Origin of the sequence: Nocardia amamiensis (assembly GCF_015477605.1) — a bacterium.
GTDB lineage: Bacteria > Actinomycetota > Actinomycetes > Mycobacteriales > Mycobacteriaceae > Nocardia > Nocardia amamiensis_A.
The window spans coordinates 187,108-212,798 of record NZ_JADLQX010000002.1 but is presented as its reverse complement, the minus strand read 5'-3'; the positions used below and the strand labels follow the sequence as shown (position 1 = coordinate 212,798).

Below are 25,691 nucleotides of genomic sequence, written 5' to 3'. Positions count from 1 at the left end.
TCCCCTCCCGGCTGTACCGGTCGCAATAACCGAACCGGACGGTTCGCCAGGCATAAACTGGGTATCTATCGCAGGACCGTAGACACCCGAGGCAGAGCAGGGCAATGGCTGGTTCGGACCCGTTCGCCACACAACGCGATCGGCCTTCAGGTATCGAGCAGGAACTGGAGGGCGCGGGTCTCGACGACCCCCAGGTGATCGGCAAGGGCGGGTTCGGCGTGGTCTACCGCTGCCGGCAGCGCGCGCTGAATCGCAGCGTGGCGGTCAAGGTCCTCACCGGGCGGCCGGATCTGGAGCCGGAGAATGTCGAGCGATTCCTCCGTGAGCAGCAGGCGATGGGCGCGCTGTCGGGGCATCCCAACATCGTGCCGATCCTGCACGTAGGGACCACCGACAGCGGACGACCGTATCTGGTTATGCCGTATCACTCGCAGGGTTCCTTGGCCAACCGCATCCGCCGGGAGAATTTCCTGCCGTGGCAGGAGGCCATCGGGATCATCATCAAGCTGTCCGGGGCTCTGGAGACCGCGCATCGCGCGGGGATCCTGCATCGCGACATCAAACCGGACAACGTCCTGCTCACCGACTACGGCGAGCCGCAGCTCACCGACTTCGGGATCGCCCGTGTCGAAGGGGGATTCGAGACCGCGGCCGGAGTGGTGACCGGTTCCCCGGCGTTCACCGCGCCCGAGGTCCTGCGCTCGGGTGTTCCGTCGGTGGCCTCCGACGTCTATGGACTCGGCGCGACGCTGTTCGCCATGATCACCGGTCACGCGGCGTACGAACGTCGCTCCGGCGAGCAGATCGTCGCCCAGTTCCTGCGGATCGCCTCCGATCCGCTCCCGGACCTGCGGCCCGACGGCATCCCCGACGACGTGTGCGCCGCCATCGAGTCCAGCATGTCGCACGATCCGGCGAACCGTCCGCGCTCCGCCGCCGCATTCGGCGAATCACTGCGCGAAATCCAGCGCGCCAACGGCCTGCCCATCCAGAGCATGACGCTGCCTACCGTCGACCACGCGATCTCGATCAAGGAAGACCTCAGCACCCGGCCCATGGCGGCCACAGCTCGACACCCATCGGCCCACCCCAAGACACCGCCCACACCGGAGACGAAGTTCCGCCCGGCGATGTCCTCCCGGCCGCTGGTCCGCCGCGACCGGCTGATGGACGCGTTGCAAACCGAGCCGCGACCGCGGCTTGCCGTCATTCATGCTCCCGCCGGATTCGGCAAGAGCACGCTGGCGGCCCAGTGGGCGAAGCGTCTGGCCGAAACCGATGGCGTCAAGGTGGCGTGGTTGAACGCCGACCGGGACGACAACAACGTCGTGTGGTTCCTCACCCACCTGATCGAGGCGTTCAACCGGGTGGTCCCGGAGTTGGCGCCGCAGTTGGCGCGGATACTCGAGGAGGGTGACGACAGCGCCGCTCGCTATGTGCTCACCACGTTGATCAACACCATCCACAAACGCGGCGATCGTTTCGCGCTCGTCATCGACGACTGGGATCGGGTCACCGACCCGGCCGCCGTCGACGCATTGCATTTCCTGGTCGAGCAGGGTTCGCAGCACCTGCAGATCATTCTGACCAGCCGATCGGTGGAGAGTCTGCCGCTCGGCACCATGCGCGTTCGCCATGAGATCGTCGAAATCGATGCCGCGGCATTGCGTTTCGACGCCGATGAAGCGCGCGCGTTCTTCGCCGAGCAGAGCGGTGTCGCGCTGGCCGACAAGGAGAGCGCCGAGCTGCGCGACTGCACCGAAGGGTGGGCGGCCGGATTGCAGCTGGCTTCGCTGTCGCTGCGTGAGCACCCTGACCCGGCGACGCTGATCTCTCACCTGTCGGGGCGTCATCACACCATCGGCGAATACCTGGCCGAGAATGTGCTCGACACCGTCGAGCCGGATCTGCTCGATGTCCTGCTCAAAACCTCGCTGCCCGAACGGATTTGCGGCAGCCTGGCGACCGCGCTGACCGGCCGGCCGCACGGTCAGGCCGTGCTGGAGAACCTCGAACGACGCAATCTGTTCCTGCGCCGGATCGACGAAGGCGGTGAATGGTTCCGCTACCACCATCTGTTCGTGGAGTTCCTCCGGCAGCGACTCGAACGCGACCATCCCGAGCAGGTGCCCGAGCTGCACCGCGCGGCCGCGGCCTGGTTCGCCGAGCACCAAATGCTCAGCGAAGCCATCGATCACGCGCTGGACTGCGGCGACGAGAAGAAGGCCGTCGACTTCGTCGAGGCGAAGGCCCGCGCCATGGTGCAAGACGGCCAGCTCGCGACGTTCCTGGGTTTGGTCGCCAAACTGCCACCGGCGGAAGCGTGCGCACGCCCGCAACTCCAGATCGGCGTCGCATGGACGAATGCCTTGCTGCGTCGGACCACCGACCTGCACGCAGCGTTGCGACTGATCCGGGCGTCACTGGAGAAATCCGCGGAGCCCGCACCCGACATCGCGGTGGAGGCCGACCTCGTCGAGTGCGTGGAGCACGTGTTCGCCGACCGCCCGGAAGGCGTGGACGCGGTGGTCGCCGCGTGCCTGAACCGAGCCGACACGCTGGGGCCGTGGGCGCTGAGCGCGGCCGCGAACCTCGCCGCGTTCTCCGCCAGCTGCCGGTTCGACTACGACCGAGCGCGCGAATGGCACGACTGGGCGGCGCCGTACTACCGGGAGACCCGCAACACGTTCAGTTTGATGTACAGCAACAGCCTGGTCGGCATCGCGGCGCGGGAGCAGCTCGACATCCCCGCTGCCGAACGCAGCTTCCGCACCGCCCTGCACATCGCCAGCACCTCGGCCGGCCCCCAGTCCTACGCCGCCCGGTTGGCCGGCGCTCTGCTCGGCGAATTGCTCTACGAACGCGACCAGCTCGCCGCAGCGGAACGGCTGCTGGACGAGGCGGGGCGGCTGGGCACCGAGGGCGGGCCGGTCGAATTCATGATGGCCGCCTACGCCACGGGGGCGCGGATCAAGGCCCTGCGGGGCGACCTCGCGGCCGCTGCGCGCCGCCTGGACGAAGGCGCCGAGGCCGCGCGGGCACTGAAGCTGCCGCGGCTGGCCACCCGGATCGCCAACGAGCAGGTCCGGCTCGGACTGACCGCGACTTACGTCACCGAACCGCCGACCGGTGAAGACGGCATCTCTGCGATGGTCGCGGAAATGCGCGAGGATTCGGCGATCCGGATGCTGCTGCGGTCGGGAGCCGCGAAACGGGCGGCCGCCGCGGTCGCGCGCGCCCAGCAATTGCGCGACGGGATCGACACCGCGCGCCGCCCACGGGCCGCGGCGCAGGCACAGCTGCTGCTCGCCTCCTGCCTCGCGGCGGCCGGGAGGACCGACGCCGCGAAGGACGCCTTGGTCCCGGTGGTGGCCAAGCACGCCGACGTGGGGCTCATCCGGCCGTTGCTCGATGAGGGCACGTGGATCACGTCACTGCTGCACACCCTGAATTACGACTTGCGCGAAGGACTCTGGAAAGACGAATGGCCGATCGTCCCCCGAGCTTTTCTGCACAGGTTGCTGGAACGCTGAAAACCTTGCCGCAGGCCGACTTTCCAGCCGCGCTCACCGCACAGGCTGGGGCCCCCGAGAGGAATCCGTGTCGAGGATGTGCAGCACCCACCGGCCCTTGCCGTCGGCTTTGGCGCGGTAGAGGCCGGTGTCGGCGGCATCGAGCAGCGATTCGGCGTCCGCGCCCGCGACCGCGGTGACGACCGCGCCGATGCTGATGGACATGCGTAGTCGCCGGTCGCCCGCGATGATCGGATCGACCAACGCCTCCAGCAGGCTGTTCGCCACGGCGGCCACCCGGTGGTCGCTGGCGGGCGGCGGGATCAGCGCGACGAACTCGTCACCGCCGATGCGGGCGATCAGGCACCCCGAGCCGTGCACGCTGTCCTGCAGACGCGCGGCGACCGCGGTGAGGATCTGATCGCCCGTTCCGTGGCCGTAGCGATCGTTGACGTGTTTGAAGCGATCGATGTCGACGAAACACAACCCCGCGCGGTCGCCATTGCCGGCGCCCGCGATCATCTCGTCGATCCGTTCGATGAGATGCCGCCGGTTGGGCAGGCCGGTGAGCGGGTCGTGGCGGGCCTGGCGGTGCAACTCTTCGCGCATCCGGTGCTGCTCGGTCACGTCTTCGCCGACGGCGAGCAGATAGTCGCTCTGACCGTCCACGCCCTTGACGAAGGTGATGGCGAACGCCGCCCAGCCGTAGCTGTCGTCGGCGCGACGAATCCGCTGCTCCAGTTTCACGGTGCCGTGCCCGGCGGGGACCAGCTGCTCATAGACCAGCGTGCGGATGCCGTCGCGGTCATTGGGGTGAGCGAAGTCGTAGACCGACACCCCGCGCAGGGCTTCGATCGGGACTCCGATCATGTCGGCCAGACCGCGGTTGACGTCCAGTAGCGTCCCGTCGGTGTCGCCGATGGCGATGGCGATGGCGGCGTTGTCGAAGACGACACGGAACCGCTCGTCGGCCGCTCGGGTCGCGTCAACCAGCGGATCCGGGTGCCCCTGCTCGTACGGGCGCAGGTGCGCTTCATACCCTTGCCCGACCGCGGCGAGCAGCGCTGCGAGCCGCCGGCCGCCGCTCGGGTCCGCGGCGCGTTCGGCCAATTCGAACAGCACCTCGGCGGACACGCTGGGTACAGCCGGGGCGATCACCCCGGCGGCGGCCAGCGCGGCGCCGACGCGGGCACCGACACCGGCGTCGAACGGTTCGGCTTCGAGCCCGGAAACCAGCTCCTCGACCAGGCCGTGGAGGAGGATCTCGGGGGCGGGCACGGACACGGACTCTCCGGTGACGGCCCGCAATGCCCGCCACCACGAGTTCGCCAACCTGGCGAATTCGATCTGTTCCACGCAACCCCCTCACCATTCAGGCTGGAGATAGCCCCCGACGCATCGTATCCACAGATGTTCGATACCGTCGAGTACTCTCTCGTGGAACTATTCCCACTGCTGATAAGGATGCGCGGTCCAACCCCAGCCGTTCTCGGTGAATATCGAGGCGCCTTTATAGCGCAGCGTCGTGATCTGCCAGGCCCAGGTCGCCTGGACACAGGCGACCAGATCGGCGATGTGGGTCGAGACGGTTGCCGCCAGAGCGGCCTCATCCGCTCCCAGAAGATCGCATCGTTCGGCGGTGGCCGCGCCGACCTGCCGGAATTCCGCGAGCCGCGCGCGAACGATCTCGCCGGCGGCGTGCACGGCGTCCTGCAAAGACGATGCGTGCCCGAAAGACGATCCGCGCTGATTCAGCAGCACGGCCGGAATCAGGTTGAAGTCCGCGAGATCGACGATGCACTCCTTTTCGAAAGAGAACACGTCGTTCATCAACGCCCCGATCTCGACGGTCAGCACCCGCAGCCGGCACAGGTCCGTGCCGAGCCCCGCGCGCCGGATCCGGTCCCAGGGCAGATAGTCGTCGCGACCGAACTCGCACAGGGCGATGGCCGGATACATGCCCGACACCCGGGCGCGCAGGTCGATGTACTCCGCGACGCTGAGCAGTCCACCGCGGGTGCGGGCATTCTGGTCCTGGATCGCCGGCCGCAGGTGATCGATGGTGGACTCGATGAACCGATCGAGCCATGCCGGATCGGCGAGTGCGGACAGCATGGCGAGGAAGCCCGACGCGGCGGCCTCCAGCGGGGTCGGATCGTCCGGCGCCGAACGTGTGCGCAACAGCGAGCACAACCGGTCGACCGCGACGCGCGCCCGTCGCTGCTCGTCGCGGTCCAAGTGCCCGAACTTCTCCCGGCCCACAGTGTCGTTGAGCCAGAAGAGGATTGCGTTGTACAGACCGATGATCGTCATGCGCTCGGCGCAGATGGCGCCGGGGTGCAGATAGGGCGTCATGCTGTTGTAGTGCTCGCCGCCCGGCTCGAGCCAGATCTCATGAGCGCGGCAGAATCGTTCGACCTCCGCACAGGCCTGCGCCCCGAACCGGTTCGGCCGGAAGTCGCGGCAGTAGTCGGCTATGTCCCAGTCGGGCGTGCTGAACATCGCGCGCAACGACCACTGCCGACCGGTCCGCAGCAACTCCTCGTGCTGCCCGCGCATGTTCACGATGTCCCGCTCGAGCGCCGATGTGTACTCGCTGACCACAACGACTCCGTCCCACAATGGATAACTCGCCTAAAATTCTCTCGGCTTATCACCAGTGGGACTGGTCGAGTGACCAGAAGTTGCCGACATCGTCGACCCGCCACCATCGAGCGGTTGCGCCGGATTCACCCGAGGCGGAGTGCGACTCGGCGCACTCGGTTGCCGATCACCGCGTCCGCCGAGAGCGGCTGGTCTCACTCCGTCGCCATGACGTCGCCGTGCATGGTCAGCAGCAGATGATCGAAGCGGGCTCGCTGCGAGGCCGGACCGCCACCCATGGCGGGAATCTCGGTGACCAGCCGCTGCGCCAGCGTGCGCAGTTTGACGTTGGTCTCCTGAGAACGCCACTGCAGGACCCGGAACGCCTGTTCGGCGTTGATGCCGTAGACCACCATGAGCACCCCTTTGGCCTGCTCGATCACCGCACGGGATTCGACGAGCTCGGGCAGGGTGTCGTCGAGGACCTCCTGCCGGTTCTCCTCGAGAGTGTCGGACACGTCGATGAAATAGCCGCTCGTGCCGACCACCAGGCCCCGCTCGTCGAGCATGCGGTCGGCGACGACGAGCACGTGATGGATCCGCCCGGAGGTATCGATGACGCGATGGCGGCCGCAGAACGGCTCCCCGGTACGCAAGGCGACGTCGATGGACCGGGCGACCAGCGAGCGGTCGTCGGGGTGCTTGTGCGCCAGCAGCAGCTCGGTGCTGGGTTGCGCGCTCCCGGCGGCGTAGCCATAGAGGGCCGCGACTCCATCCGACCATTCCCATCGCTGATCCGCGAACCAGAAACGGAAGCTACCCACGCTCTGCGGCGTGCCCGCGACGACGCTCTCGACCGCGGAGGCGCTTGTCAGCGCCAGGTCATCCATCCTCGTCACGCGGGTCATTATCCAACCGTTCCAGGCTCGCATCAGCGCGGAACGCAATCCGAAATCGAACTGTAGCAAACTCTCAGCATCCACCGAGTTCGGGGATATCTCCCAGAAAAATAGGGAATTTGATGCAGCGCACATCCCGTTGGCAACCCGTTCGCAACGAATAGGTCGCGCGGCATCCGATATCGCGGTCCGCAGACCGGGCACCCCGGGGTGAACCCGCCGACCGACGTGGATCACCGTCAGACGCCGCTCCCGTCACAGCAGCGCAGGAGAGCGCCCTGTTCGCCGGTTTTGCGCTTCCCCGGTCCCGATCCCGTCAAGCCGAGCGACGCCGATACCCACTCACACCGCCGGTCGGCGGCATCCCCCTTGATGGGAAGAATGGCGCCGATCATCCCGCGAGTATCGGTACCGTGGCGCGGTCTGCCCTCGGGCCCGGTTTGACCCCTGGCTTCCCCGCAATCGTCCGCGTCCCGGAAAACACTGACCATAATGCGGATCACTGGAGGTAGTCTCTGTTGCTGTGCCCCGCTTTCGTCGCAGATCCGCTGCGTGAAGGCCGTATTCACGGAAGAACGCCGTAACGCGTTCCAGCAAGTGCGCAAGACCGAAAGGGTTGTTCTGATGGCAGGCAAGCGCACCGTACTGACCGTCCGGTTGCGACGTCTGGCGGCAATGCTGCACGAGATGCGCGAAAACGCACAGCTCAGCAAGGAGGAGGTCAGCGCGAAGACCGGGATCAACGTCACCACGCTGTACCGGATCGAGACCGCGCAGGCCCGCCCGCAGCGCCGCACCCTCATGGCGATGCTCGACCTCTACAAGATCGGCGATGACCAGCGCGAAGACGCCCTGGAATTGCTGTCGGACGCGTTGAAGCCCGGCATGTCACGCGCCTACGAGGGCAGCGTGTCGGAGGTGTACGCCGCCTACATCAACTTCGAGTCCGAGGCGCTGTCCGCCCGCCACTACCAAACATCCATCATCCCAGGGCTTTTGCAGACCTACGAGTACGCGACGGCGGTGATCGACACCTCGATGCCGAAGCTGGAGGCGTCGGTGATGGAGAGCAGGGCGAAGGCCAGGATGGATCGCGCCGCCAACCTCTCCAAGGAGGAGCCACTCGAGCTCTGGGTGGTGATGGATGAGGCCGCGATCCGGCGCACGGTCGGCGGCCCCTCGGTGATGCGCGGCCAGCTCGAGCGGCTGCTGCAGGAGACCAAGCGAAAGAACGTGATCCTGCAGATCCTGCCGTTCGACGCGGGCGCGCATCCGGGCATGGCCGGCCCGTTCACGCTGCTGGATTTCCCCGACCCCGCCGACCCCGAACTGGTCTATGTCGAGGGCATCGCGGGTGACGAGCTCATCGAGGGCCACAACGAGATCCGGCGCTTCGGCGTCATCTTCGACCAGTTGCGCGCCATGGCGTTGAGCCCGCGCGACTCCGCGACCATGATCGTGGAAGCCGCCCGCCGGATGGACTGAGCGACCCGACCGCACCGCCGTATTCGTCCCATCGGTAAACGGCCCGGCTGACGACTATTTCCCCGCGGAGTGGGTACTCTCGGCCTTACTGCCGAGGGGAGGACGCATGTCCGACGTCACCGTGAATCCACCAGCCCATTCCGAGCCGGAACTGAAGCGGGTGATGGGGCCGGGGTTGCTGCTGCTGTTCGTCGTCGGTGACATTCTCGGCACCGGCATCTACGCGCTCACCGGCAAGGTGGCCAACGAAGTGGGCGGCGCCGTGTGGGTGCCGTTCCTCGTCGCGTTCCTGGTCGCGCTCATCACCGGCTTCAGCTACCTGGAACTGGTCACCAAGTACCCGCACGCCGCTGGTGCCGCGCTGTATACGCACAAGGCTTTCGGCATCCACTTCCTCACCTTCATGGTCGCCTTCGCGGTGATGAGCTCCGGTATCACCTCAGCCTCCACCGCCTCGCGAGCCTTCGCGGCCAACTTCGCCGAAGCCTTCGACCTGGACATCGGCAACGGCATCGCGGTGACGGCGATCGCGCTGGTGTTCATGACGGTGGTGGCGGCGGTGAACCTGCGCGGGGTCAGCGAGGGCGTGAAGCTCAACGTGCTGCTCACCTGCGTGGAGCTGACCGGCCTGCTGATCGTCATCGCCATCGGCCTCTGGGCACTGGGCTTCGGCGACGGCGATTTCTCCCGCATCGTGGAATTCGATACCGGGGAGCGCACCGCGGTCGGCGGCGTCATCGTGGCTACCACGCTCGCGTTCTTCGCCATGGTCGGGTTCGAGGACTCGGTGAACATGGCCGAGGAGTGCAAGGAACCGAGCCGGATATTCCCGAAGGTTCTGCTCGCCGGACTGTTGCTCACGGGGCTCATCTACGTGCTGGTGTCCATCAGCGCGATCGCGCTCGTCCCCGCCGCCGAGCTCGGCCAGGGCGATACGCCACTGCTGAAGGTCGTCGAAGTCGGCGCGCCTGCCTTCCCGACGCACATCTTCGCTTACATCACCATGTTCGCGGTGGCGAACTCGGCGCTGATCAACATGCTGATGGCCAGCCGCCTGATCTACGGCATGGCCAGGCAGAATGTGCTGCCGCGGCCGTTCGGCCACGTCGGCGAGCGGCGCCGGACGCCCTACAACGCGATCATCTTCACCACGCTGCTCGCGCTCGGCCTCATCCTGTTCGTCGGCGAGGTGCCCGAACTCGGCGGTACTACGGCCCTGCTGCTGCTGGCGGTGTTCACCGTGGTTAACATTGCCGTGCTGGTTCTGCGGCGAGACAAAGTGGCACACAAGCACTTCCACACGCCGACGCCGCTGCCGATCCTGGGCGCGCTGAGCTGCGGCTTCCTCGTCACACCGTTCACCGACCGCAATCCGGCGCAATACGCCATCGCCGGCGTGCTGCTGGCCATCGGCATCGCGCTGTGGGGCCTGAACTACCTGGCCATCCGCGCCATGCGGGCGCAACCCCTGGCCACCGAGCCACCCGCGGAGTGACCAATCGTATGCTCCGCCAGCGCATTACCTACCGGCGGTATGTCCGGTTCCGCGGATGACGAGTGGCCGCGATGTAGGTAAGGTTGGCGCCGATGACCAGCATGGAAGCGCGCTTGGGTGATGCGACCCGAAGCGTGCCGCTCCCCAGCCCGTGGAACCTGACCGTCTACCTAGCCGCGGTGGCCGCGCACCGCGGCCGCTCGATCAGCCTGCACCCCGTACCGAAGGCGATGCTGGCCGATACGGGCTGCGGCGGCGGCGGTCTATGGGTAGCGCGCAAACACGACGACATCATCGTGTACGACGCCGCGGCGACCGGCCGCAACGCCGATCACATCATCCTGCACGAAATCGGTCACATGCTGCTGGGCCATCACAAAGACGCCGAGCGCGGCGATCCGCTGCCGCCCGCGCTGGCCGTCATCCTGCCCTCGATCTCGCCGCAATCCATCGAACATGTCCTCGGCCGTGCCGAATTCGGCGCGGACCGCGAGCGGGAAGCAGAGGTGTTCGCCGACATGACCATGGTCTACTCGACGTTGCCGCGACGGCGCTCGCGGTCGTTCCGGCTGTTCGGCCGGGGCAAGTAGCTACCAGCGGTCGTAGCGCGCCTCGGGTAGTCGCCTGGCTCCGGTGCGCAGGTCGTCGATGAGATCTTGGTAGCCGTCGGCCAATTCGTCGATCCGGACCCAGGCGTCGTAGAAGACGGCATCGGGCGCGTGGGCGAGGGCGACGAACGCCTGCGCGGCGAGCATGGCCAGCCGGTCCACCATTCTGCCAACGGTCTCGGTGTGTTCGGGCGCGGCGGGCCCTGGGATCGGCGCCGCCAAGGTGACCCAGCGGTCGATCCCGCGCACCAATTGCGCCCGTCGCCGGTCGAGTTTGTCGCACCGGCTGTGCGGAGTGCGTTCGCGAGTCTGGTGCAGCTGGGCTAATTCTCCGGCTGCCTCCAGCATCGGGTGGTCTATGTGCGGCAGGCCGCGAAAAGCCGCCAGCAGCAGTTCTTTTCCGGGAATCGCCCGATCTTCGGACGTCTGATTCATCCTCAGCACCCCCATTCCGACCACGGCTGACGCGTTGCGATCGCGTCCTCGATGCCTTGTCGTGCCGGTGTTCCGGCACTGCCCGAACATCCACATGCGCCTAGCGTGAACGAGACCGGCTTGCTGCGCGTCCATTTCACGCGGTTCCGCTCACACGACACGCCCATCGACCGGATTTCCGGCGCCCTGCCGCAGGCCCCAAGCCGTGGCAAACATCCAGTGACCTCGTCCTTTCCAAAGACAGGTCCGGTTTTCCGGCGACTACTCGCCGCCGAGTCGACACGCCAGCCAATCTCCGGCGAGTCGGGCATATGCCGCTTGACGGGCGCGCAGCCGAGGCGAACGCGGCGGCCCGGGCTTACGGCAGGCGGCCGCCCAGTAACCGGCGAGCGCACAGACGAAGGCGTCGACTGCCGCGGGATCGACGTCGCGCGTCACCGGATGGGTAGCGAGAATCGGTTCCGGGTCCACACCGGCAGCCGCGATCGACGGCGCCAACGCGACGAGGTCGATCCAAGCAGCGCCCCGGCAGGCCCACGCCCAGTCGACCGCCAGCACCACCCCGTCCGCCCGCCGCAGCAGGTTGTCCGGGCGAAGATCGGTGTGCAGCAACGTATCTCCCGCCGCGTGCACCGACCACGTCGCTTCTAGCTCGGCCAGCGCCGTCAGGTGGCGGACGGACCAACTATCCAGGTCCGGTGGTGGCCCGTCCGCCGCGTACTCCCGCCAGCCGACCAGCACCGGCCCATAGGCCTCGGCCATGGTCGGCACATCCGTCAGCGGACTCGGCGTCAACTCCGTGGCCAACCGCGCCACCAGATCGAGGGTGTCCCGCAACTCCTCCGGTTCGCTCAGCCGCGGATACGCCCCGGCCACATCGTCGAACCCCGCGACGAACCAGCCCTCGATCTCCTCGGCGAACCGGCACCGCGCCGCGGGTGCCGTTGCGGGCAGCCCCCCGGCGACCCGCGCCTCCGCCCGATACACCGGCGCGAGCCCATCCCCTGCCTCGATCGCTTTCACGAACACGGCGGCGTTACCCACCGTCCTGATTCGCGCCGCCACCCCGTGACTGAAGCCGCCCCGCTGATCCACCACCTCGCATACCGCGTCCCCGAGCACTTGCTCGATGCCCGCCCGTACGGCGCCCGGCAACTCCGCCCAGCCGATCCGACAGGCAGTGTCCTGGTAGTCCACCATCCGACCATGGTCCGAGGCCACTTCATCGGACGCTACCGAATTATCCTGAAACGCTGCCCGTCACCTCGCGTCAGCTTGCCGGGCAGAGCAATACGACCACTGGGCAGAAATAGGCGTCGACGTACGGAGGCCAGCCAGCTGATCGGCCGGGGACCTAGGACTGTGGCGGCTTGACGACGCCGACGAGCGATCCCGCGTTCATGGCATAACTCTGGGTCTGTAGACGATCACCGGAATTGCCTTCGATGGTGTGGATCCGGCCGGTTCTGGGATCCACGGATTCCACGATTCCCACATGGTCCGGGGTTCCATCGCCCTCCCAGTCGAAGATGATCATGTCACCTTTCTGGGCATTCGCGATACTCGACGCCAACCCCATGTGCTTGGCGTCGTTCCAGATGGTGGGCACGTAGTTCGGGTTGGTCCAGTCGACGTTGTAACCGGCCTGATCCCACACCCAGGTGGAGAAGGCCGCGCACCACGCGTCGTTGATGTTGTAGGGGGCCTTGTAGGGTTTGCCATCCACGTAAAAGACCGGAACATTGTCGCCGCCACGTTCAGCAACATCGAGATTCAGCTGCTCCCGCGCCTTGGCGATAATATCGTCCCGGGTTCCCTTACCGGGGGCCCAACTGGCGCTGCTCGCGGTCGGCGCCCACGGAGCCCGGTTCCCGGCATCCGGCGCGCTACCGTAGGGGTTCCGGGGAAGGTCCGGCATCATTCGGTAGATATTCTCGGCGTCCCTTTGCATGCCGCTGTCCGCATCCTCGATCCTGTCGTGCACACGGTCCACGGCCTCGAGAATCAGGCGCAGCAACCGGACTTCCTCGGCGGCGGTCAGGTGCCAGCTGCCATCTGGCGACTGGATCAGCTGATGGTTCCCACTCAGCTCGGCTTTGAGTCCGTCCACGATCCCCATCACGTCCTGGAACGCCTTATTCGACGTGTCGAAGCTTGCGATGGCGCTTGCGTTGACACCGTTGTTCTGCGATCGCAGTTGTGTTGCCTTGTCGAGGATCAAGCCGCGCTTGTCGTCGTAGTTGCCGGTCATCGCCGACGATTTCGCGTCGAGCTTCTGGGCACCGTCCTTGGTGAGCGAACGCCCTTCCTCGCTGAGCAGATCGTTGTCCGCGAGCCAAGCGATCATGTCCTGTTGTCCGCCCTTCCAACCGGACGCGAACAGCACGATCGAACGCTGCATATATTCTTCCGCCGCCTCGACGACCGCTGCGAGACCGGCACTGGCGTAGGCGGGAGGGTCGAGATTGATTTCTATGTCTTGGAAGGTCGTCGTCATGCACGCCCTCCACCCGGTGCGGCCCACACGGCCGGTCTCCGCTCGCCGACAAATAGCATCCGTAACCTCACTCGCCCATGACCGCCGGACGCCGTGGCGGCATACCCTCTGTGCACTGAGTATCGAATATTCCCAGCATTAGTAACTCGCAGCGCTCGGCCCGTCGTTCAAGCGGCAATCGGCACGTACCTACAGCGGGAAACGCACGGCCGTCGGGTAGACCAAAGCGCCCCAACACCACGGCAGGTCCTGATCGGTGGTTGGCGTGGCGCATCGCCGCAACGGAATGAACGGCACGGAGACCCAGCCCTTCGGCGGCCCAGCCCTTTCAGGCGATGGGTTCTCGCTCGTCGAAATAGTCCTGACCGCCGACGTAGGTGGTGTTTCCCGAATCGCCCGTGCCGGTGGTGGCCAGGGCGACCGCGGTGGCGAACTCCGCCACAGTGGGCAAGGCGCCCTGGTCGCGGCGGGCGCTGACGGCGTCGGGGTTTCGGCGTTCCAGAAGTTGGACGATGATCGTGCCGTCGATCATGTCGCCGGAGACGACGTGCAAGGTGACGCCGCGGGCGCCGAGTTCGGGGATCATGGCGCGCAAGGCGTCCTCGCCCGCGCGTTTGCTCGCGGCGATCGGCTCGTATTCGGCCGGAACCGGCTTGCGGCCGTGGAAGTGTGCTTGATGGCTCGTCACGAAGACGATCCGGGAGCCGGATGGCATGTGCGGCACAGCGAGTCGCACCAGCCTTTCCTGCGCGTCGCGGTTGAGCGCCATCGCATAGCCTGGCCCGGCGTGCAGTTCGAGACCGCCGGAGGCATTGAGCACCAGCACATCCAGGCGACCGAACTCCTCGGCGATTCCGGCGATCAGCGCGCCGGTGGAATCCGCGTCTGAGATGTCGGCGCCCGCCGTCGACGCACTGCCGCCTGCCTGCCGGATCGAGTCGGCCAGCCGCTCGGCCCGCCTGGCCTTCTCCCGGTAATTGATCACCACATGGTCGCCGCGCGCCGCGAGCACCCGCGCGGTCTCCGCGCCGATACCGCGGGACGCGCCCGTGATGAGGACGATTCGCCGTCCGGTCGTGTCGTCCACCGTCACCCTTTCGCTCGCGCCAGGAGAAGCCCGGCCCACGCTTCTATTTCAGAACGACTATGCTGGTTCTAAATGAGAAGCGCAAACGAACCGAAGCCGCCGCGCGGCCGGGACGACCCGGCGAACGCGCCGCTGCTGGCCACGATGGACCTCCTCGGCCAACGCTGGATGCTGCGCATCCTGTGGGAACTGGAACCCGACCGCCTCGGCTTCCTCGAACTGCGCCGCCGCATGGGCAACTGCTCGTCGAGCATGCTCTCGGTGCGACTGCAACACCTGCAATCCGCGGGCTTGATCGCGAAGAACCCCGACAAGTCTTACGAATTGACCACCGCGGGTATCGAACTCGGCGCGGCACTGCGCCCGATCTGGGATTGGTCCCGCCGCTGGCGCGTAACCCCGACCGACTCGCAGGCGGACTGAAGCAACCCGCGCCAACGGCCGCCCAGCCACGAATCCGGAGCTGTGCGGGCTAGGGCTCACATGTGGAATGCGCTGTTGGAAATCCGCCTCCTGATTGCCCGACCTCGCACAGGTTTGCGGGCAGGCGGACAGAGGCGCTGCGCAGGGGTGCAAAGTGATACGCCGAAGCTGTCGTGCGCCGCACTGGCGACGCGCCCCCATCGTTCGCCGACCTCGGACGAGTGCTCGTCCGATCTGTCGGTGTGCTCGGCGGAAACCTCGGGCTGGTCTGCCAGGTTTGACCTTCTAGTTGGTTGAGACTCCATGATGGCCGGGTGACGGGTTCGGAATCGGCGGAATTGATCACCATCGGCGTGCTGGCACGGGCCAGCGGGCTCACGGCGAGCGCGCTGCGGTTCTACGACGATTGCGGGCTGCTCGTCCCGGCTCGGGTCGACCCGTTGACCGGATACCGCTATTACACCGAGGCGCAGCGCGGACGGGCGACACTCATCCGGCAGTTGCGCGCGATCGACCTGCCGCTCGAAACGATCGCGGAGATCCTCTCCGGCGACGCAGGTCGGGCGCGCGACCTGCTCGACCGTCACGTGGACGAGTTCGCGCGGCGGGCGAGCGAGGCCGCCCGCGTCGCCGCGATGGTCAAGCGGTCACTCGGGCCGTACGTCGCGGTCTCCTCGGCGGCCCTGACCCAGGCACTCGAGCAGGTCCGCACCGCCGCGGCGCGCACTCGGGAGATCCCGGTGCTGGCAGGTGTTCTGCTGGAAGCAGCCGGAAACGCGCTGACTCTCACGGCAACCGATCGCTACCGCCTATCCACTCGCACCGTGGTAGCGAACACGCAGCACGGCGGCGACTGGTCTCGAGTCCTCGCACCGGACGGGCTCGGCTCGATCACCGACTGGTTGCGCACCGTGGACGAGGTCGTCGCCACGCCGACCGACGACGGCTTGGTCCTGACCGGGAACGGCACCGAGCATCGGTCCGCCGTCATCGATGAGCCCTTCCCGGATCACCGCGTCGTGCTGTCCGGGCTCGGACCGGCCCGCACCAGGGTGATCGCCGCCCGCGGCTGCCTGCTGTCTGTACTCGAATCTGCGCCTACCACAGTGCGATTCGCAATCGACCCTACCGGCATCCAGGTGTCGGCCGGCGATGCGGCGCACCGTCTTCCCGCCACCGTCACGGGTTCGGCCATCACCCTGTCGTTCGACCCCGCGACCCTGCTGCCCGCCGTGCGTACTGCGCTCGGCCCCGACCTCATGCTCGATATCACCAGTACCGATCAGCCCGTGGTCCTGCGATCGGCCACCGACGGCGACCTCACCACGCTGGCAATGCCCACGCGATCCGCCGACAACCAGAACCACGCGGGGCCGCACCCGTAGGACCAACGCCCCAGCCACCGACGAGAGCTCGCCTACCACCGCATGCCGTCGCGCCTGGTCCGGGCGCCGCGAACGACCCCACCAGCCGATCAGACGATGGGCCGCCACCAGCGATTTCAGCACCTACTCGAGCTCAGCCCGGCCTGCGGTCCGCCCCGACGGGAGCCGCCGGAATGCGGTCCGATCGTCTGACCCACTGACCGTGACGACCGCCCCGTGTCGACCCAGTCCATCCACCACCCCGTAGGAGATCGATGAGCACCTCAGACCAGACCATGACCGCCATCACCGACGCGGTCGCGCTTGGTCACGACGGTCACCTGGATGACGCGCGCGACGCTCTGCTCGCCCTGTGGTCCTCGCTCGGGCCGCAGGGCGATCCACTGCATCGCTGCGCACTCGCCCACTATCTGGCCGACCTGTACGACGACGCCGCCGAAGCGCTCACCTGGGATATCCGGGCGTTGGACGCCGCTGACAGCCTCACGAACGATCGCGCCCAGAGTTCACTCCAGGTGGCGGGCTTCTACCCGTCATTGCATCTCAACCTCGCCGACAACTATCGAAGGCTCGGCTCGTTCGCGGCCGCACAGCGCGAGATCGCTGCCGCCCGCGCTAGTTTGCACACCCTCGGCGACGACGGCTACGGCACTCTCATTCGCACGGCGGTAGAGGACGTCGAGGCGGCTATCCGCGAGCGGCGCACAGAACGCCGGGCATCGGCACCGACCGGGGGGCGACCGGTATCTGGTGTCGGACAGTGACCGCCGCGTTTCCTCGATTGAGGCAGGCGGCTCGGCTACTCGATGCCGAAGTCGTTGATCCGGCGGTAAATGGTGGCCCGCGACATCCCCAGTGCCGTTGCGGCTTCGGTCTTGTTGCCGCCGTTCTCCGCCAGACTGCGCACGATCGCGTCGCGTTCCAGCGCCTCGATCCGGCTCAGCCGACGCCGGGTCAGCGACCGGCACTGCGGCGGCAGCTTGTCGACGTGGATCAGACCGAATCGTTGCCCGGAAATCGTTTCCGCCAGCACGCTGCGTAGTTCGGCGACGTTGCCCGGCCACGACAGTTTGCGGAGCTGGCGCATGGCGTCGGGGGCGAGCCGGACGTCGGCGCCCTTGGTCAGCTCGCGCAGCAGGAAGGGCACCAGGTCGTCGAGGTCTTCGATGCGGTGCCGGAGCGCGGGCACCCCGACGGTGTGGGTGAACAGCGGCAGCAGCGCGTCGACGGCCGTGGTGGATGTGGCCGAATGCGTCGTGGCCGCGATCCATCCACGACCGGCGCAGGCCTGGAGAATGTCCGCGAGGGGCCTGATCGCCTCGGTCGGCAGGCCGTCCATATCGGTGATCACCACGTTGAAATCGCGGTCGCCAGTTTCGGTTCTCAGCACGGCCAGCAGGCCCTCGGCGTCGGCGAAGTCGGGCATCCGGAGCACCCGGGCGATGGCGCCCGGACTGACGTACGTGACCACACATTTCGCGAGTTTCGCTCGGCCGGAACCCGTTTCGCCATCGATGAGCACCCATTCGCGATCCCGGCAGCAGCGCTCGACCTGCTGGCAGCTGCGCCGCCATGAGCTGCTTCTACCGGCGACACCGGGCAATGCGGGCGCATCGCGGGCGATCGGGTGTCGCACGGGCCGTTCGGCGGCGAATTGGATGTGCAGGACCATGTTGAGACTGTCGCCACGCAGCCGGATTCGTTCGACTGCTGTCACTCGTGCGATCCGGCCGCTCGGTAGCGGGGCCAGGAGGGTTTCGACAGCCCCGGGGCGGCCCAAGTCGGCCGCATGTTGCAGCAACGCCGCTTGGTCGTGCGGATCGAGTGCTCGGCGCAGGTACTGATTCATCAGCACCACATCCCGACCGATCGCGAGCACGCCCAGCGGGTACCTGCGGCAGTGGCGCCGATACGTCTCGAGCAGCGCACCCTCGGTCTCGCTGGCGAGCATACGGAGCCGGTCCTCGATCTGGCTGCTCGCGCTGTTGGCGAGGGCGAGCAGCAGCGGATCGGATCTGCTCGCCCAGCAGGTGAGATCGATGACGCCGAGCATCGACCCGGTCATCGGGTGGCGAATGGGCGAGCCCGCACACGCGAGCCGGCCGAGAGTGCCGAGATAGTGTTCGCGGCCGCGAATGAACGTCGGAGTGGCCGTTTCCAGCGTGGTGCCGATTCCGTTGGTGCCGACGAAGTCCTCGGCGTAGCTGTAGCCGGGAGCGAGTTGCACACCGTCGAGCGTGCGCATGATCGAGGCATCGTCGGCGTAGCGCTCGAGCAGGAGCCCGTCCGACGAGGTCAGGATGACACTGACCGAATGGTCGGCCAGGTCGCTCGCCAGCCGCCGCAGCACGGGTGCCGCGGCGTTCACCAGTGGAGAATCGAGGTTCGGATCCCGCACATAGGACAATTCCACGCGGTCGGGATGGATTCTCAGGGCGCGCGATCGGTGCCACGAGTCGAGCACCGTGTCCCGCACCGGAGGGAATTCGAGCGAACCGGCGGTGAGGAATTGTTCGCGTGCCTTCTCCAGGCTCACGGCGGTGTCGGCCCGAGGACCCGGCATCTCCTCGTAACCTCGACGCTTGTCACTGCCCATGATGGCGGCCGTCTTGGTGAATGGCGTGTCTCAGATTGACACGGTCAGCTTATCGCTTCCGCTGTGTCATAAGCACAGGAAATGTGCGTCACCCAGCAAACCAGGAGGAAGGAAGACGTGTGAGCCATCAGATCCTCAGCAAGGGCCATCGGAACATCACCGAACTGTCCTGGGAGCCGACCTTCACAGAGGTCCGGTCCCGCGCCGAGCTGCCGGATGAGTTCTTCACGCTGTTTCTAGACCCGACCCTGACCTACAGTTGCGCGTTCTGGACCCACCCGGACGACACCCTCGAGCAAGCCCAGTCGGCGAAGATCGACCTCGCCTTGGCCAAGTGCGATCTGCGGCCGGGGATGACCTTGTTGGACGTCGGTTGCGGCTGGGGTTCGACCATGGTGCGCGCCATGGATGCCTACGGGGTGAACGCGATCGGGCTGACTTCCAGCCGCAACCAGTACCGATATGTGCGGAATCTGCTCGTCGACCGGTTGGTCCGAGGCCGCCCCTACGGTGGGGTGCGTCGGCAAGGCTGGGAGGGATTCGACCGCCGAGTGGACCGGATCGTCTGCATCGGCGCGCTGGAACACATGAGCCGGGACCGCTATGGCGAATTCTTCGATTTCGCGTACCGGCTCATGCCTGCCGACGGGGTGCTGGTGTTGCAGACCGTCGTCGGCTACGACCGCGATCACTTGCGTGCGCAAGGGACACATCTCACCAGGAGCGATTTGGCGTTCCTGCGGTTCCTGCGTGGAACCATCTTCACCGGCGGCCAGCTCACCGCACCCATCGGTCACACGCCGAAAGGAATTACCGAGTACGCGCAGGAGGCTGGGTTCAGCGTCACCGGCGTCCAGAAGCTGGGACCGCACTACACCACCACCCTGGAGTACTGGGCCTCCGCTCTCCGTGAACACCGCGACCGGGCGATCGAGCTCGCCGGTCCGGACACCTACAACGCCTACCTCAGGTATCTGACCGGGTCCGCGGACTACTTCCGCCGCGGCTACATCGACGTCGCGCAGTTCACCTGCGCCAAACACGGCGCAGTGCACCGACCCGGCTGAGCAGTGCCCCGCACCATCTCCGGCACCGACCGCGGAGGCGGCGCCACCTCGGCGCGCCGCCCGCGGAGGTTGCACGCCCGCCGGGCCGCAAGGCGACGTCGCTGCTGTTGCGCCATCACCGATCGACCTGTTCCCGCCCCGGGACGGTCCGGCCGATGGGGGCGAGTCGTCAATCCATGAGCGGCGCACCGAACGCTGGATCAGGCCCCGACCGGGGTCGCTGACGCAGCAGCGGCCCGCGCCGGATGACGCGGGCCGCTGCGACGGGGATCTACTTCAAGCGGAGCTTGCCGAACAGGCCGTCCTTCTCATCGTCGGGTCCCGCGGTGAAGTACAGCGAGTCGGCGTCGCCCAGGCTCTCGCCGTTGCCGAACATCAGCGCCCACAGACCTTCGATCGCCACCGGCTTGCCGTCGGCGTCGCGCAGGTAATCGGTGAACTTGCCGGTGGCGTCGTCGTAGGCGAGCACGTGTCCCGCGCCGCCGAAGTTGCCGACCAGCAGCTTGCCGCTGAGCGGGCCGAAGCCCTCCGGCGCGACGGTCACCGCCCACGGCGCGTTCAGGCGGTTGCCGTCGTCGATGATGCGCACCAGCTTGCCCTCGGCGTCGAACTCGGCGAGCTTGCCCTTGTCCGGTTTGCCGCTTGCCGCCTTCTCCTGGTCGGCGTCCAGCGAATCCTCTTCGCCCGCATCGAATTTGGTTGCGTCCGCCTCATCAGGCTGCGTGGTGGCGTAGGCGACGAAAACGCGGTTGCCGATCGTCGAGACGTTGAACGGCGCGGGGTCGCCCGGCTTGGCCTTCTTGCCCTTCTCCGGCGTGGCCGGGTCGATCGCGTCACCGGTGGCGAACGGGTTGGCGAAGCCGGCGGTGGGAATCAGCTGCCAGTTCTTGTCGAACGTCCGGACCTGCGGGTCGGCGCCGAAATCGGCGGCGAGCAGCTTGTCGCCTGATGGGGTCAGCGCGATCCCGAAGAACTGCATGCCCTGTGGCTGGCCGTCGAAGACCAGGTTGGCCGGGCCGTCGTGCCGCACGATCCGGCCCTCGAAGCCCTGCTCGGTCCACGCCGAGATCTTGCCCGAGTCGGTGGCGAAGATGAACCGCGCCGAGCCGTTCAGCGGACCGCCCTCCGCCTCGACGGGCTGGTCGTGCACCACGAACAGATCCGAGGTGATCGGCGCCGGGTTGAACACCACGCCGGTGGTCTTGCCCACGCTGTTGTCCGAGGTGTCGGCGTCGGCGCCGGGAATGGTGACGAGCTTCAGCCCGTCCTGGAAGAGCTTCTGCACCTGCTCGTCCGACGACTTGGTGACGTCACCGACGAACTGGAACGACTTGCCGCCCGCGCCCACCCAGAAGTGCCCGCCCGCCCCCTTGGGCCGATCGGCGAGGCCCCACGCGTTCACCAGGTCGGGGAAGGTGAACTGCGCCTTGTACTCCGCGTTGTTGGCGGCGAGATTGGTCTGGACATACTTGTTGCCGTCCAGGGCGGGCACCTCGTCGGACTTCGAGTCCGAGCAGGCGGCCGCGACGAGCAGCGCGGCGCTCAGCGCCGACACGCGCAGCAGACCGCTTCTGCCCCGCGACCGGGGCGCACCACCGCGCCGCGACTCATTCCAACGTCCGTTCAACTTTCCTGTTTCCTTTCCGGCAGCACCCTGGTGCTTAGGTGAACCTAACCTTAGCGTGGCGCAATTCGGGGAGTATATGAGCAGTACTCGGAGTACGGGTCTAGTCTGTTCGCCGTGGTCGAACCCCAGCCCCCAATTGCTCCGCATCCTGATATCGCCCCGCTCGCTCCACTGCTCGGCACTTGGCGCGGCAACGGCCAGGGTGAATACCCGACCATCCAGCCCTTCGGCTACGTCGAGGAGATCCGGTTCGGCCATCTCGGCCGCCCCTTCCTCACCTACCGGCAGAAGACCCGCGCCAGCGACGACGGCAGGCCGCTGCACGCCGAAACCGGCTATCTGCGCTGCCCGCGTCCCGACCGCGTCGAACTGATCCTCGCCCATCCCACCGGGATCACCGAAATCTGCGAGGGCTCACTCACCATCGACGACGGCACCCTGCGCCTCGAACTGGACTCCACCGGCATCGGCCGCAGCAGCACCGCGAAACTGGTGACCGCCCTCGGCCGCTCCATCCGCCTCTCCGGCGACACCATCGACTACACACTGCGCATGGCGGCGGTCGGCGAGCCGCTGCAACAGCACCTCGCCGCCACCTTGCGGCGGGACTGAGCGCGAGGGCTGGTGCGCCGGGGCCGCGTCCACGAGCGTGAAGCCGTGGTTCAGGCGTCGACCGAAGGAGTCCGTCGCACATGCGCGGCATCTGCATTAGCCTTGGCGGACAGTGGACCGCGATCACGTCTTCGGCGATCGGGTGAACTGCGAGATGTGGCTGGACGCGCGGTGAAGTCGGTTTCGTCCGGTTCGAGCTTTGAGGGGGCGACTGTATGAGCCGGAACTCCACGTTGTCGGGAGCGAAAGTTCTGTTGACGGGTGCCACGGGTGGTCTCGGCCACGTGATCGCCAAATCTCTGAAAGCGCGGGGCGCTGAGCTGATTCTGACGGGTCGGCGCTTCGAAGTGCTGGATCGTTTAGCATCCGAGCTGGATGCTCGACCTGTCGCCGCTGATCTCGGTTGCGCCGACGATGTGACGAAACTGTTGGAGGCGGTCGAGCCGATTGACGTGTTCGTCGCGGGAGCGGGTGTGCCCGCTGGCGGCCCGGTACTGGATTTCACCATCGCTGATCTGGACGATGCGATCGCTGTGAATTTGCGGGCACCGATTGTGATGGCTCGGCAAGTGGCTGAATCGATGCGGGCCAAGGGGAAGGGCCACATCGTTTTCCTCGGGTCCATCGGTGGTCGTGTCACTTCCGGCGACACAGCGGTCTACAACGCGACGAAATTCGGCCTACGCGGTTTCGCCTTGGGCATGCGCGAGGAGTTGCGCGGCAGTGGAGTTGGAGTGTCTCTGGTCGAGCCGGGATTCGTGCGCGAGGCCGGGATGTTCGCCGACAGTGGTGTGCGTTTACCTCCGGGATTCCGTACATCGTCTCCGCGACAGGTCGCCGATGCGGTGATCCGCGCGATCGAGGATGATATCGGCGAAACCGTGGTCGCGCCGTTCGAGATGCGGATGGGTGTAGTCCTCGGAGGCATTGCGCCGATGCTGAATTCCCGCGTCCAGCGCATGCTCGGAATCCGGCTCGACCGAACAGAAGCATGATCCATGCCGGCACCCCGTTCATTTCGCTACCCGGCAGGTGCCGCGCCCGATGAACTCCCGTCGCGGTTCGAACGAGGATGGCAGTAGCGTGCGGAGGACCTGGTGGCGCAAATGGTCTACACGCGCCCGACTGCATACCCTTGTCGATCGCCTCGATGAGACTTTGCCCGAAGACTGGACGGCCGAGGAACTGTTCACATCGGTCGAACGCCTGCGGGGTCGGCGCATCGTGCGTTTGCCGCTGCCGCCGGAGTCGCCGGTCGGGTTGTGCGGGATGTGGCTGGCGTGCGGTGGTTATGACGTGTTCTTTCTGCGCAGTTCGCCGGATCCGCACGACGTCTTCCATGAACTCGGCCACATGTTGCTCGATCATGGTCAGGATTCGCCGGCCGAGGAGCTGACGACGCTGCTGCCTGGTGTGGAGCTCGACCACGACGTCGCTACGGTCCGCGCCTTCCGTGGCGCGTCCAGCTACGACGCGCCGGAAGAGTACGAGGCCGAGCTCTTCGCGACGATGATCAGGACCCGTGTCCGCGCCGGCGGTCCGCGCCGGGACAGATTTCTGAAAGTGTTCTGATGTGGCCGCAAACGTTGCCGACACCAGTCACCGTCGTGGCGACGGTATTCATCATCGCTCTCGCGATTGTCCGGATCGTGCTGGTTCGCCGCGCTTCCGAGGCCGACCACCTGATCAATGTAATGGCGGGTATCACCGCGGTCGGTGTCCTTCTCCGTGAACCTGCCGTCGCACGCGAGGTCGCCCCGTTCGTACCCGGCGGACTATCGACCCTGTTCGACGTGTGGCACTGGACGACTGTGTTGACCTGGACGTGGGGGCTGGGACTGTGGCTGCTGCGTGCGTACGGACCGGTGGGCTACAAGACCCGATTCCGGATCACGATCGCAATGGCGGGAGCCCTCGGCGTGACGATGGTGTTGCTGAGCAGTCCAGCACGGGCACAGGGCGTCTCGATCGCGGAGTACGGAGGCTGGCGGTACGGCATCTACGTCGGACTGCTTTCGGCGCCAGCGGTATTCGTATCCGGTTACATGCTAAGGACCCTGCCCGCGTTGCGACGGCGTGCGACTTCACCGCGGGAAAAGAACATTGTTCGCATACTCGCCGTCGTCGCTGTTCTCAGCGTGGTCCCGGTTAGCTCGCTCCTGCTCTTCGCGGCGCCGGGTGCGCTGGGAGTCGGTACCGACTTCACCCGCCGGATGTACGACTTCGCGTCCGCCGGGCTCGCCTCGGGTGAACCGCAGCTGCTGTTCGGGGCGGTTCTGGCGTTGGTGGTAGTGCCATCCTGCGTCCGTGCGGCGGCGCGGCTGCGGCAGTCGGCCCGGCTATACCCACTGTGGCGTGACTTGACCGCGGCCGCACCGGAGGTCGTGTTGTCACTGCGCTGGCGTGACCGCTGGGGCGCTTCCCCAGCGGAACGCGTGGAGCGTCTGCGCATCGAGATACGTGACGCGGCCGAGATCGTCGCCAGGTACGTGCGGCCGCTGCCTGCCGACGTCGACGAGTTGATCGAGAGCACTATCGCCGAGGACGATCAGGAGTTGGCGCGGCTCGTGACCGAGCTGGTCATCGCGGCTCAGCGGCGTGCTGCAGGCCGCACGGGCGACTCGGCTGGTGAGCCATCCGCGCAAGCAGCCGACGTGCCCGGCGAGGACACCTTGCTCCGGCTGTGGGCACCTGCGAAATCGCTGCTGCCACGAACCCGGATGCACTTAGGACAGCAGCCAACCGGCTCTCAGAGCTGCGGCGGATCGTCGTGACCGGATTTGCGCGTCATCTCGGTCGCGTTCTGCAACGTCTGGAGCAGTTGATCGATTGCTGATCTGGCGAATGTCAGTTGGTAACCGTCCGCGTGGCTGCGGGCCTGCTTCAACTCGATGCCGAGCCGGTCGAGCTCGGTGACCAGATCCGCGACAGACTTGTGCTCACGGTTGAGCTTCTTCAGAGCCCGGACGCCGCTTTCGACATCGTCCGGCACTCCCGATGTCGAGTCCCCGCCAGGGATCGGATCGAACGTGCTGCCGTGATAGATGGCCGCGGTTGCGCTGTCCGGCGGCAATCCCAAAGCCATGAGCGCCCGGTTGTACTTCGCCTCGGTGGTAGCACTGATCGCATGAACCTGCCCGGCCTCGATTCGGGACTGGACGTTCCGCGTCGGACCTCCGAGATCATGGATACGCTGGTGCGTTATCAACTCGTCGGGGAGGTCCCTCTGACGGAAGGCCTTTATCAACCGCCCGAATCGTTGCCCAGCCGACTCGGACCGGCGGGACTCATCGGTACGCTCCGGACTGAACCGCCGCCCATCCATAGCTTGCATCGTAACGCCTCGACGCACAGCGATGGTCGCCATGCACATACATCCG

General features: G+C 66.6%; 22 protein-coding genes. 12 read left to right on the top strand and 10 right to left on the bottom strand.

Translation table 11 applies throughout. From position 1 onward, the window contains the following. The first annotated feature begins 104 nt into the window (after positions 1-104). Entirely contained in the window at positions 105-3,533 is a 3,429-nt protein-coding gene (locus tag IU459_RS03460) for a serine/threonine-protein kinase (protein WP_195127969.1), read from the top strand. 33 nt (positions 3,534-3,566) lie between these two features. On the opposite strand, the gene IU459_RS03455 is transcribed toward IU459_RS03460, so the two are convergent. The 3 genes from IU459_RS03455 to IU459_RS03445 form a co-directional block, all read right to left on the bottom strand. Further along, positions 3,567-4,868 carry a diguanylate cyclase domain-containing protein gene (locus IU459_RS03455; RefSeq protein ID WP_195127968.1) on the bottom strand — a complete coding sequence of 434 codons (1,302 nt, stop codon included), beginning with the start codon at positions 4,866-4,868 and terminating at the stop codon, positions 3,567-3,569. A gap of 87 nt (positions 4,869-4,955) precedes the next feature. Continuing rightward, positions 4,956-6,116, bottom strand: a complete 1,161-nt coding sequence (locus IU459_RS03450) for a terpene synthase family protein (RefSeq protein WP_324198719.1) — start codon at positions 6,114-6,116, stop codon at positions 4,956-4,958. Between the two features lie 194 nt (positions 6,117-6,310). Then, positions 6,311-6,985: a PAS and ANTAR domain-containing protein gene (locus IU459_RS03445; protein WP_195128173.1), complete on the bottom strand. Its 675-nt coding sequence runs from the start codon at positions 6,983-6,985 to the stop codon at positions 6,311-6,313. 633 nt (positions 6,986-7,618) lie between these two features. On the opposite strand from IU459_RS03445, the gene IU459_RS03440 reads away from it, so the two are divergent. The 3 genes from IU459_RS03440 (at position 7,619) to IU459_RS03430 (ending at position 10,564) form a co-directional block, all read left to right on the top strand. Beyond that, entirely contained in the window at positions 7,619-8,479 is an 861-nt protein-coding gene (locus IU459_RS03440) for a helix-turn-helix domain-containing protein (protein ID WP_195128172.1), read from the top strand. 106 nt (positions 8,480-8,585) lie between these two features. Then, the gene (locus IU459_RS03435; protein WP_195127966.1) at positions 8,586-9,974 is read left to right on the top strand and encodes an APC family permease; all 1,389 of its coding nucleotides are present in this window, start codon (positions 8,586-8,588) and stop codon (positions 9,972-9,974) included. 92 nt (positions 9,975-10,066) lie between these two features. Beyond that, positions 10,067-10,564, top strand: coding sequence for a hypothetical protein (locus tag IU459_RS03430; protein WP_195127965.1), 498 nt, complete (start codon positions 10,067-10,069; stop codon positions 10,562-10,564). Here IU459_RS03430 and IU459_RS03425 read toward each other — a convergent pair whose 3' ends face one another. From IU459_RS03425 to IU459_RS03410, 4 genes are all read right to left on the bottom strand, one after another. Beyond that, positions 10,565-11,017 (bottom strand): DUF4254 domain-containing protein, encoded by a 453-nt coding sequence (locus IU459_RS03425; protein WP_195127964.1) that lies wholly within the window; start codon positions 11,015-11,017, stop codon positions 10,565-10,567. It abuts the gene before it with no gap. 261 nt (positions 11,018-11,278) lie between these two features. After that, positions 11,279-12,217: a phosphotransferase gene (locus tag IU459_RS03420; RefSeq protein WP_195127963.1), complete on the bottom strand. Its 939-nt coding sequence runs from the start codon at positions 12,215-12,217 to the stop codon at positions 11,279-11,281. A 154-nt stretch (positions 12,218-12,371) separates the two neighbouring features. Further along, on the bottom strand, positions 12,372-13,514 hold the full coding sequence (locus tag IU459_RS03415; protein WP_195127962.1) for a C40 family peptidase: 1,143 nt from the start codon (positions 13,512-13,514) through the stop codon (positions 12,372-12,374). Between the two features lie 328 nt (positions 13,515-13,842). Further along, complete coding sequence (locus tag IU459_RS03410) at positions 13,843-14,601, bottom strand: SDR family oxidoreductase (RefSeq protein ID WP_440446458.1); 759 nt, start codon at positions 14,599-14,601, stop codon at positions 13,843-13,845. A gap of 72 nt (positions 14,602-14,673) precedes the next feature. Between IU459_RS03410 and IU459_RS03405 the strand changes: the two genes are divergently transcribed. The 3 genes from IU459_RS03405 (at position 14,674) to IU459_RS03395 (ending at position 17,173) form a co-directional block, all read left to right on the top strand. Continuing rightward, positions 14,674-15,024: a winged helix-turn-helix transcriptional regulator gene (locus IU459_RS03405; RefSeq protein ID WP_195127960.1), complete on the top strand. Its 351-nt coding sequence runs from the start codon at positions 14,674-14,676 to the stop codon at positions 15,022-15,024. A 314-nt stretch (positions 15,025-15,338) separates the two neighbouring features. Then, on the top strand, positions 15,339-16,409 hold the full coding sequence (locus IU459_RS03400; RefSeq protein WP_195127959.1) for a MerR family transcriptional regulator: 1,071 nt from the start codon (positions 15,339-15,341) through the stop codon (positions 16,407-16,409). A gap of 254 nt (positions 16,410-16,663) precedes the next feature. Continuing rightward, positions 16,664-17,173 (top strand): hypothetical protein, encoded by a 510-nt coding sequence (locus tag IU459_RS03395; protein WP_195127958.1) that lies wholly within the window; start codon positions 16,664-16,666, stop codon positions 17,171-17,173. 35 nt (positions 17,174-17,208) lie between these two features. On the opposite strand, the gene IU459_RS03390 is transcribed toward IU459_RS03395, so the two are convergent. Further along, entirely contained in the window at positions 17,209-18,972 is a 1,764-nt protein-coding gene (locus IU459_RS03390; protein WP_195127957.1) for a sigma-54-dependent Fis family transcriptional regulator, read from the bottom strand. 152 nt (positions 18,973-19,124) lie between these two features. Here IU459_RS03390 and IU459_RS03385 point away from each other — a divergent pair, with 152 nt between their 5' ends. Further along, positions 19,125-20,072: a class I SAM-dependent methyltransferase gene (locus IU459_RS03385; protein ID WP_324198718.1), complete on the top strand. Its 948-nt coding sequence runs from the start codon at positions 19,125-19,127 to the stop codon at positions 20,070-20,072. A gap of 271 nt (positions 20,073-20,343) precedes the next feature. Here the strand turns inward: IU459_RS03385 and IU459_RS03380 are convergent, their stop codons facing one another. After that, on the bottom strand, positions 20,344-21,627 hold the full coding sequence (locus tag IU459_RS03380) for a TIGR03118 family protein (RefSeq protein WP_440446457.1): 1,284 nt from the start codon (positions 21,625-21,627) through the stop codon (positions 20,344-20,346). Positions 21,628-21,813: 186 nt separating this feature from the next. Between IU459_RS03380 and IU459_RS03375 the strand changes: the two genes are divergently transcribed. From IU459_RS03375 to IU459_RS03360, 4 genes are all read left to right on the top strand, one after another. Beyond that, complete coding sequence (locus IU459_RS03375; protein WP_195127954.1) at positions 21,814-22,311, top strand: peroxynitrite isomerase; 498 nt, start codon at positions 21,814-21,816, stop codon at positions 22,309-22,311. Positions 22,312-22,526: 215 nt separating this feature from the next. Continuing rightward, positions 22,527-23,306, top strand: coding sequence for an SDR family NAD(P)-dependent oxidoreductase (locus IU459_RS03370; protein ID WP_195127953.1), 780 nt, complete (start codon positions 22,527-22,529; stop codon positions 23,304-23,306). A gap of 37 nt (positions 23,307-23,343) precedes the next feature. After that, the gene (locus IU459_RS03365; RefSeq protein WP_195127952.1) at positions 23,344-23,883 is read left to right on the top strand and encodes a hypothetical protein; all 540 of its coding nucleotides are present in this window, start codon (positions 23,344-23,346) and stop codon (positions 23,881-23,883) included. Further along, positions 23,883-25,085 (top strand): DUF6545 domain-containing protein, encoded by a 1,203-nt coding sequence (locus IU459_RS03360; RefSeq protein ID WP_195127951.1) that lies wholly within the window; start codon positions 23,883-23,885, stop codon positions 25,083-25,085. The genes IU459_RS03365 and IU459_RS03360 overlap by 1 nt, the downstream gene beginning before the upstream one ends. Here IU459_RS03360 and IU459_RS03355 read toward each other — a convergent pair. Further along, the gene (locus tag IU459_RS03355; RefSeq protein ID WP_195127950.1) at positions 25,061-25,678 is read right to left on the bottom strand and encodes a hypothetical protein; all 618 of its coding nucleotides are present in this window, start codon (positions 25,676-25,678) and stop codon (positions 25,061-25,063) included. The genes IU459_RS03360 and IU459_RS03355 overlap by 25 nt on opposite strands. Positions 25,679-25,691: the final 13 nt, after the last annotated feature.

Bases quoted from the DNA above. Each gene is read 5' to 3' on its own strand.
- IU459_RS03460 (WP_195127969.1), top strand. From the start codon at position 105: ATGGCTGGTTCGGACCCGTTCGCCACACAACGCGATCGGCCTTCAGGT.
- IU459_RS03445 (WP_195128173.1), bottom strand. From the start codon at position 6,985: ATGGATGACCTGGCGCTGACAAGCGCCTCCGCGGTCGAGAGCGTCGTC.
- IU459_RS03440 (WP_195128172.1), top strand. From the start codon at position 7,619: ATGGCAGGCAAGCGCACCGTACTGACCGTCCGGTTGCGACGTCTGGCG.
- IU459_RS03435 (WP_195127966.1), top strand. From the start codon at position 8,586: ATGTCCGACGTCACCGTGAATCCACCAGCCCATTCCGAGCCGGAACTG.
- IU459_RS03430 (WP_195127965.1), top strand. From the start codon at position 10,067: ATGACCAGCATGGAAGCGCGCTTGGGTGATGCGACCCGAAGCGTGCCG.
- IU459_RS03425 (WP_195127964.1), bottom strand. From the start codon at position 11,017: ATGAATCAGACGTCCGAAGATCGGGCGATTCCCGGAAAAGAACTGCTG.
- IU459_RS03420 (WP_195127963.1), bottom strand. From the start codon at position 12,217: ATGGTGGACTACCAGGACACTGCCTGTCGGATCGGCTGGGCGGAGTTG.
- IU459_RS03415 (WP_195127962.1), bottom strand. From the start codon at position 13,514: ATGACGACGACCTTCCAAGACATAGAAATCAATCTCGACCCTCCCGCC.
- IU459_RS03405 (WP_195127960.1), top strand. From the start codon at position 14,674: ATGAGAAGCGCAAACGAACCGAAGCCGCCGCGCGGCCGGGACGACCCG.
- IU459_RS03395 (WP_195127958.1), top strand. From the start codon at position 16,664: ATGAGCACCTCAGACCAGACCATGACCGCCATCACCGACGCGGTCGCG.
- IU459_RS03390 (WP_195127957.1), bottom strand. From the start codon at position 18,972: ATGCCGGGTCCTCGGGCCGACACCGCCGTGAGCCTGGAGAAGGCACGC.
- IU459_RS03370 (WP_195127953.1), top strand. From the start codon at position 22,527: ATGAGCCGGAACTCCACGTTGTCGGGAGCGAAAGTTCTGTTGACGGGT.
- IU459_RS03360 (WP_195127951.1), top strand. From the start codon at position 23,883: ATGTGGCCGCAAACGTTGCCGACACCAGTCACCGTCGTGGCGACGGTA.
- IU459_RS03355 (WP_195127950.1), bottom strand. From the start codon at position 25,678: ATGGCGACCATCGCTGTGCGTCGAGGCGTTACGATGCAAGCTATGGAT.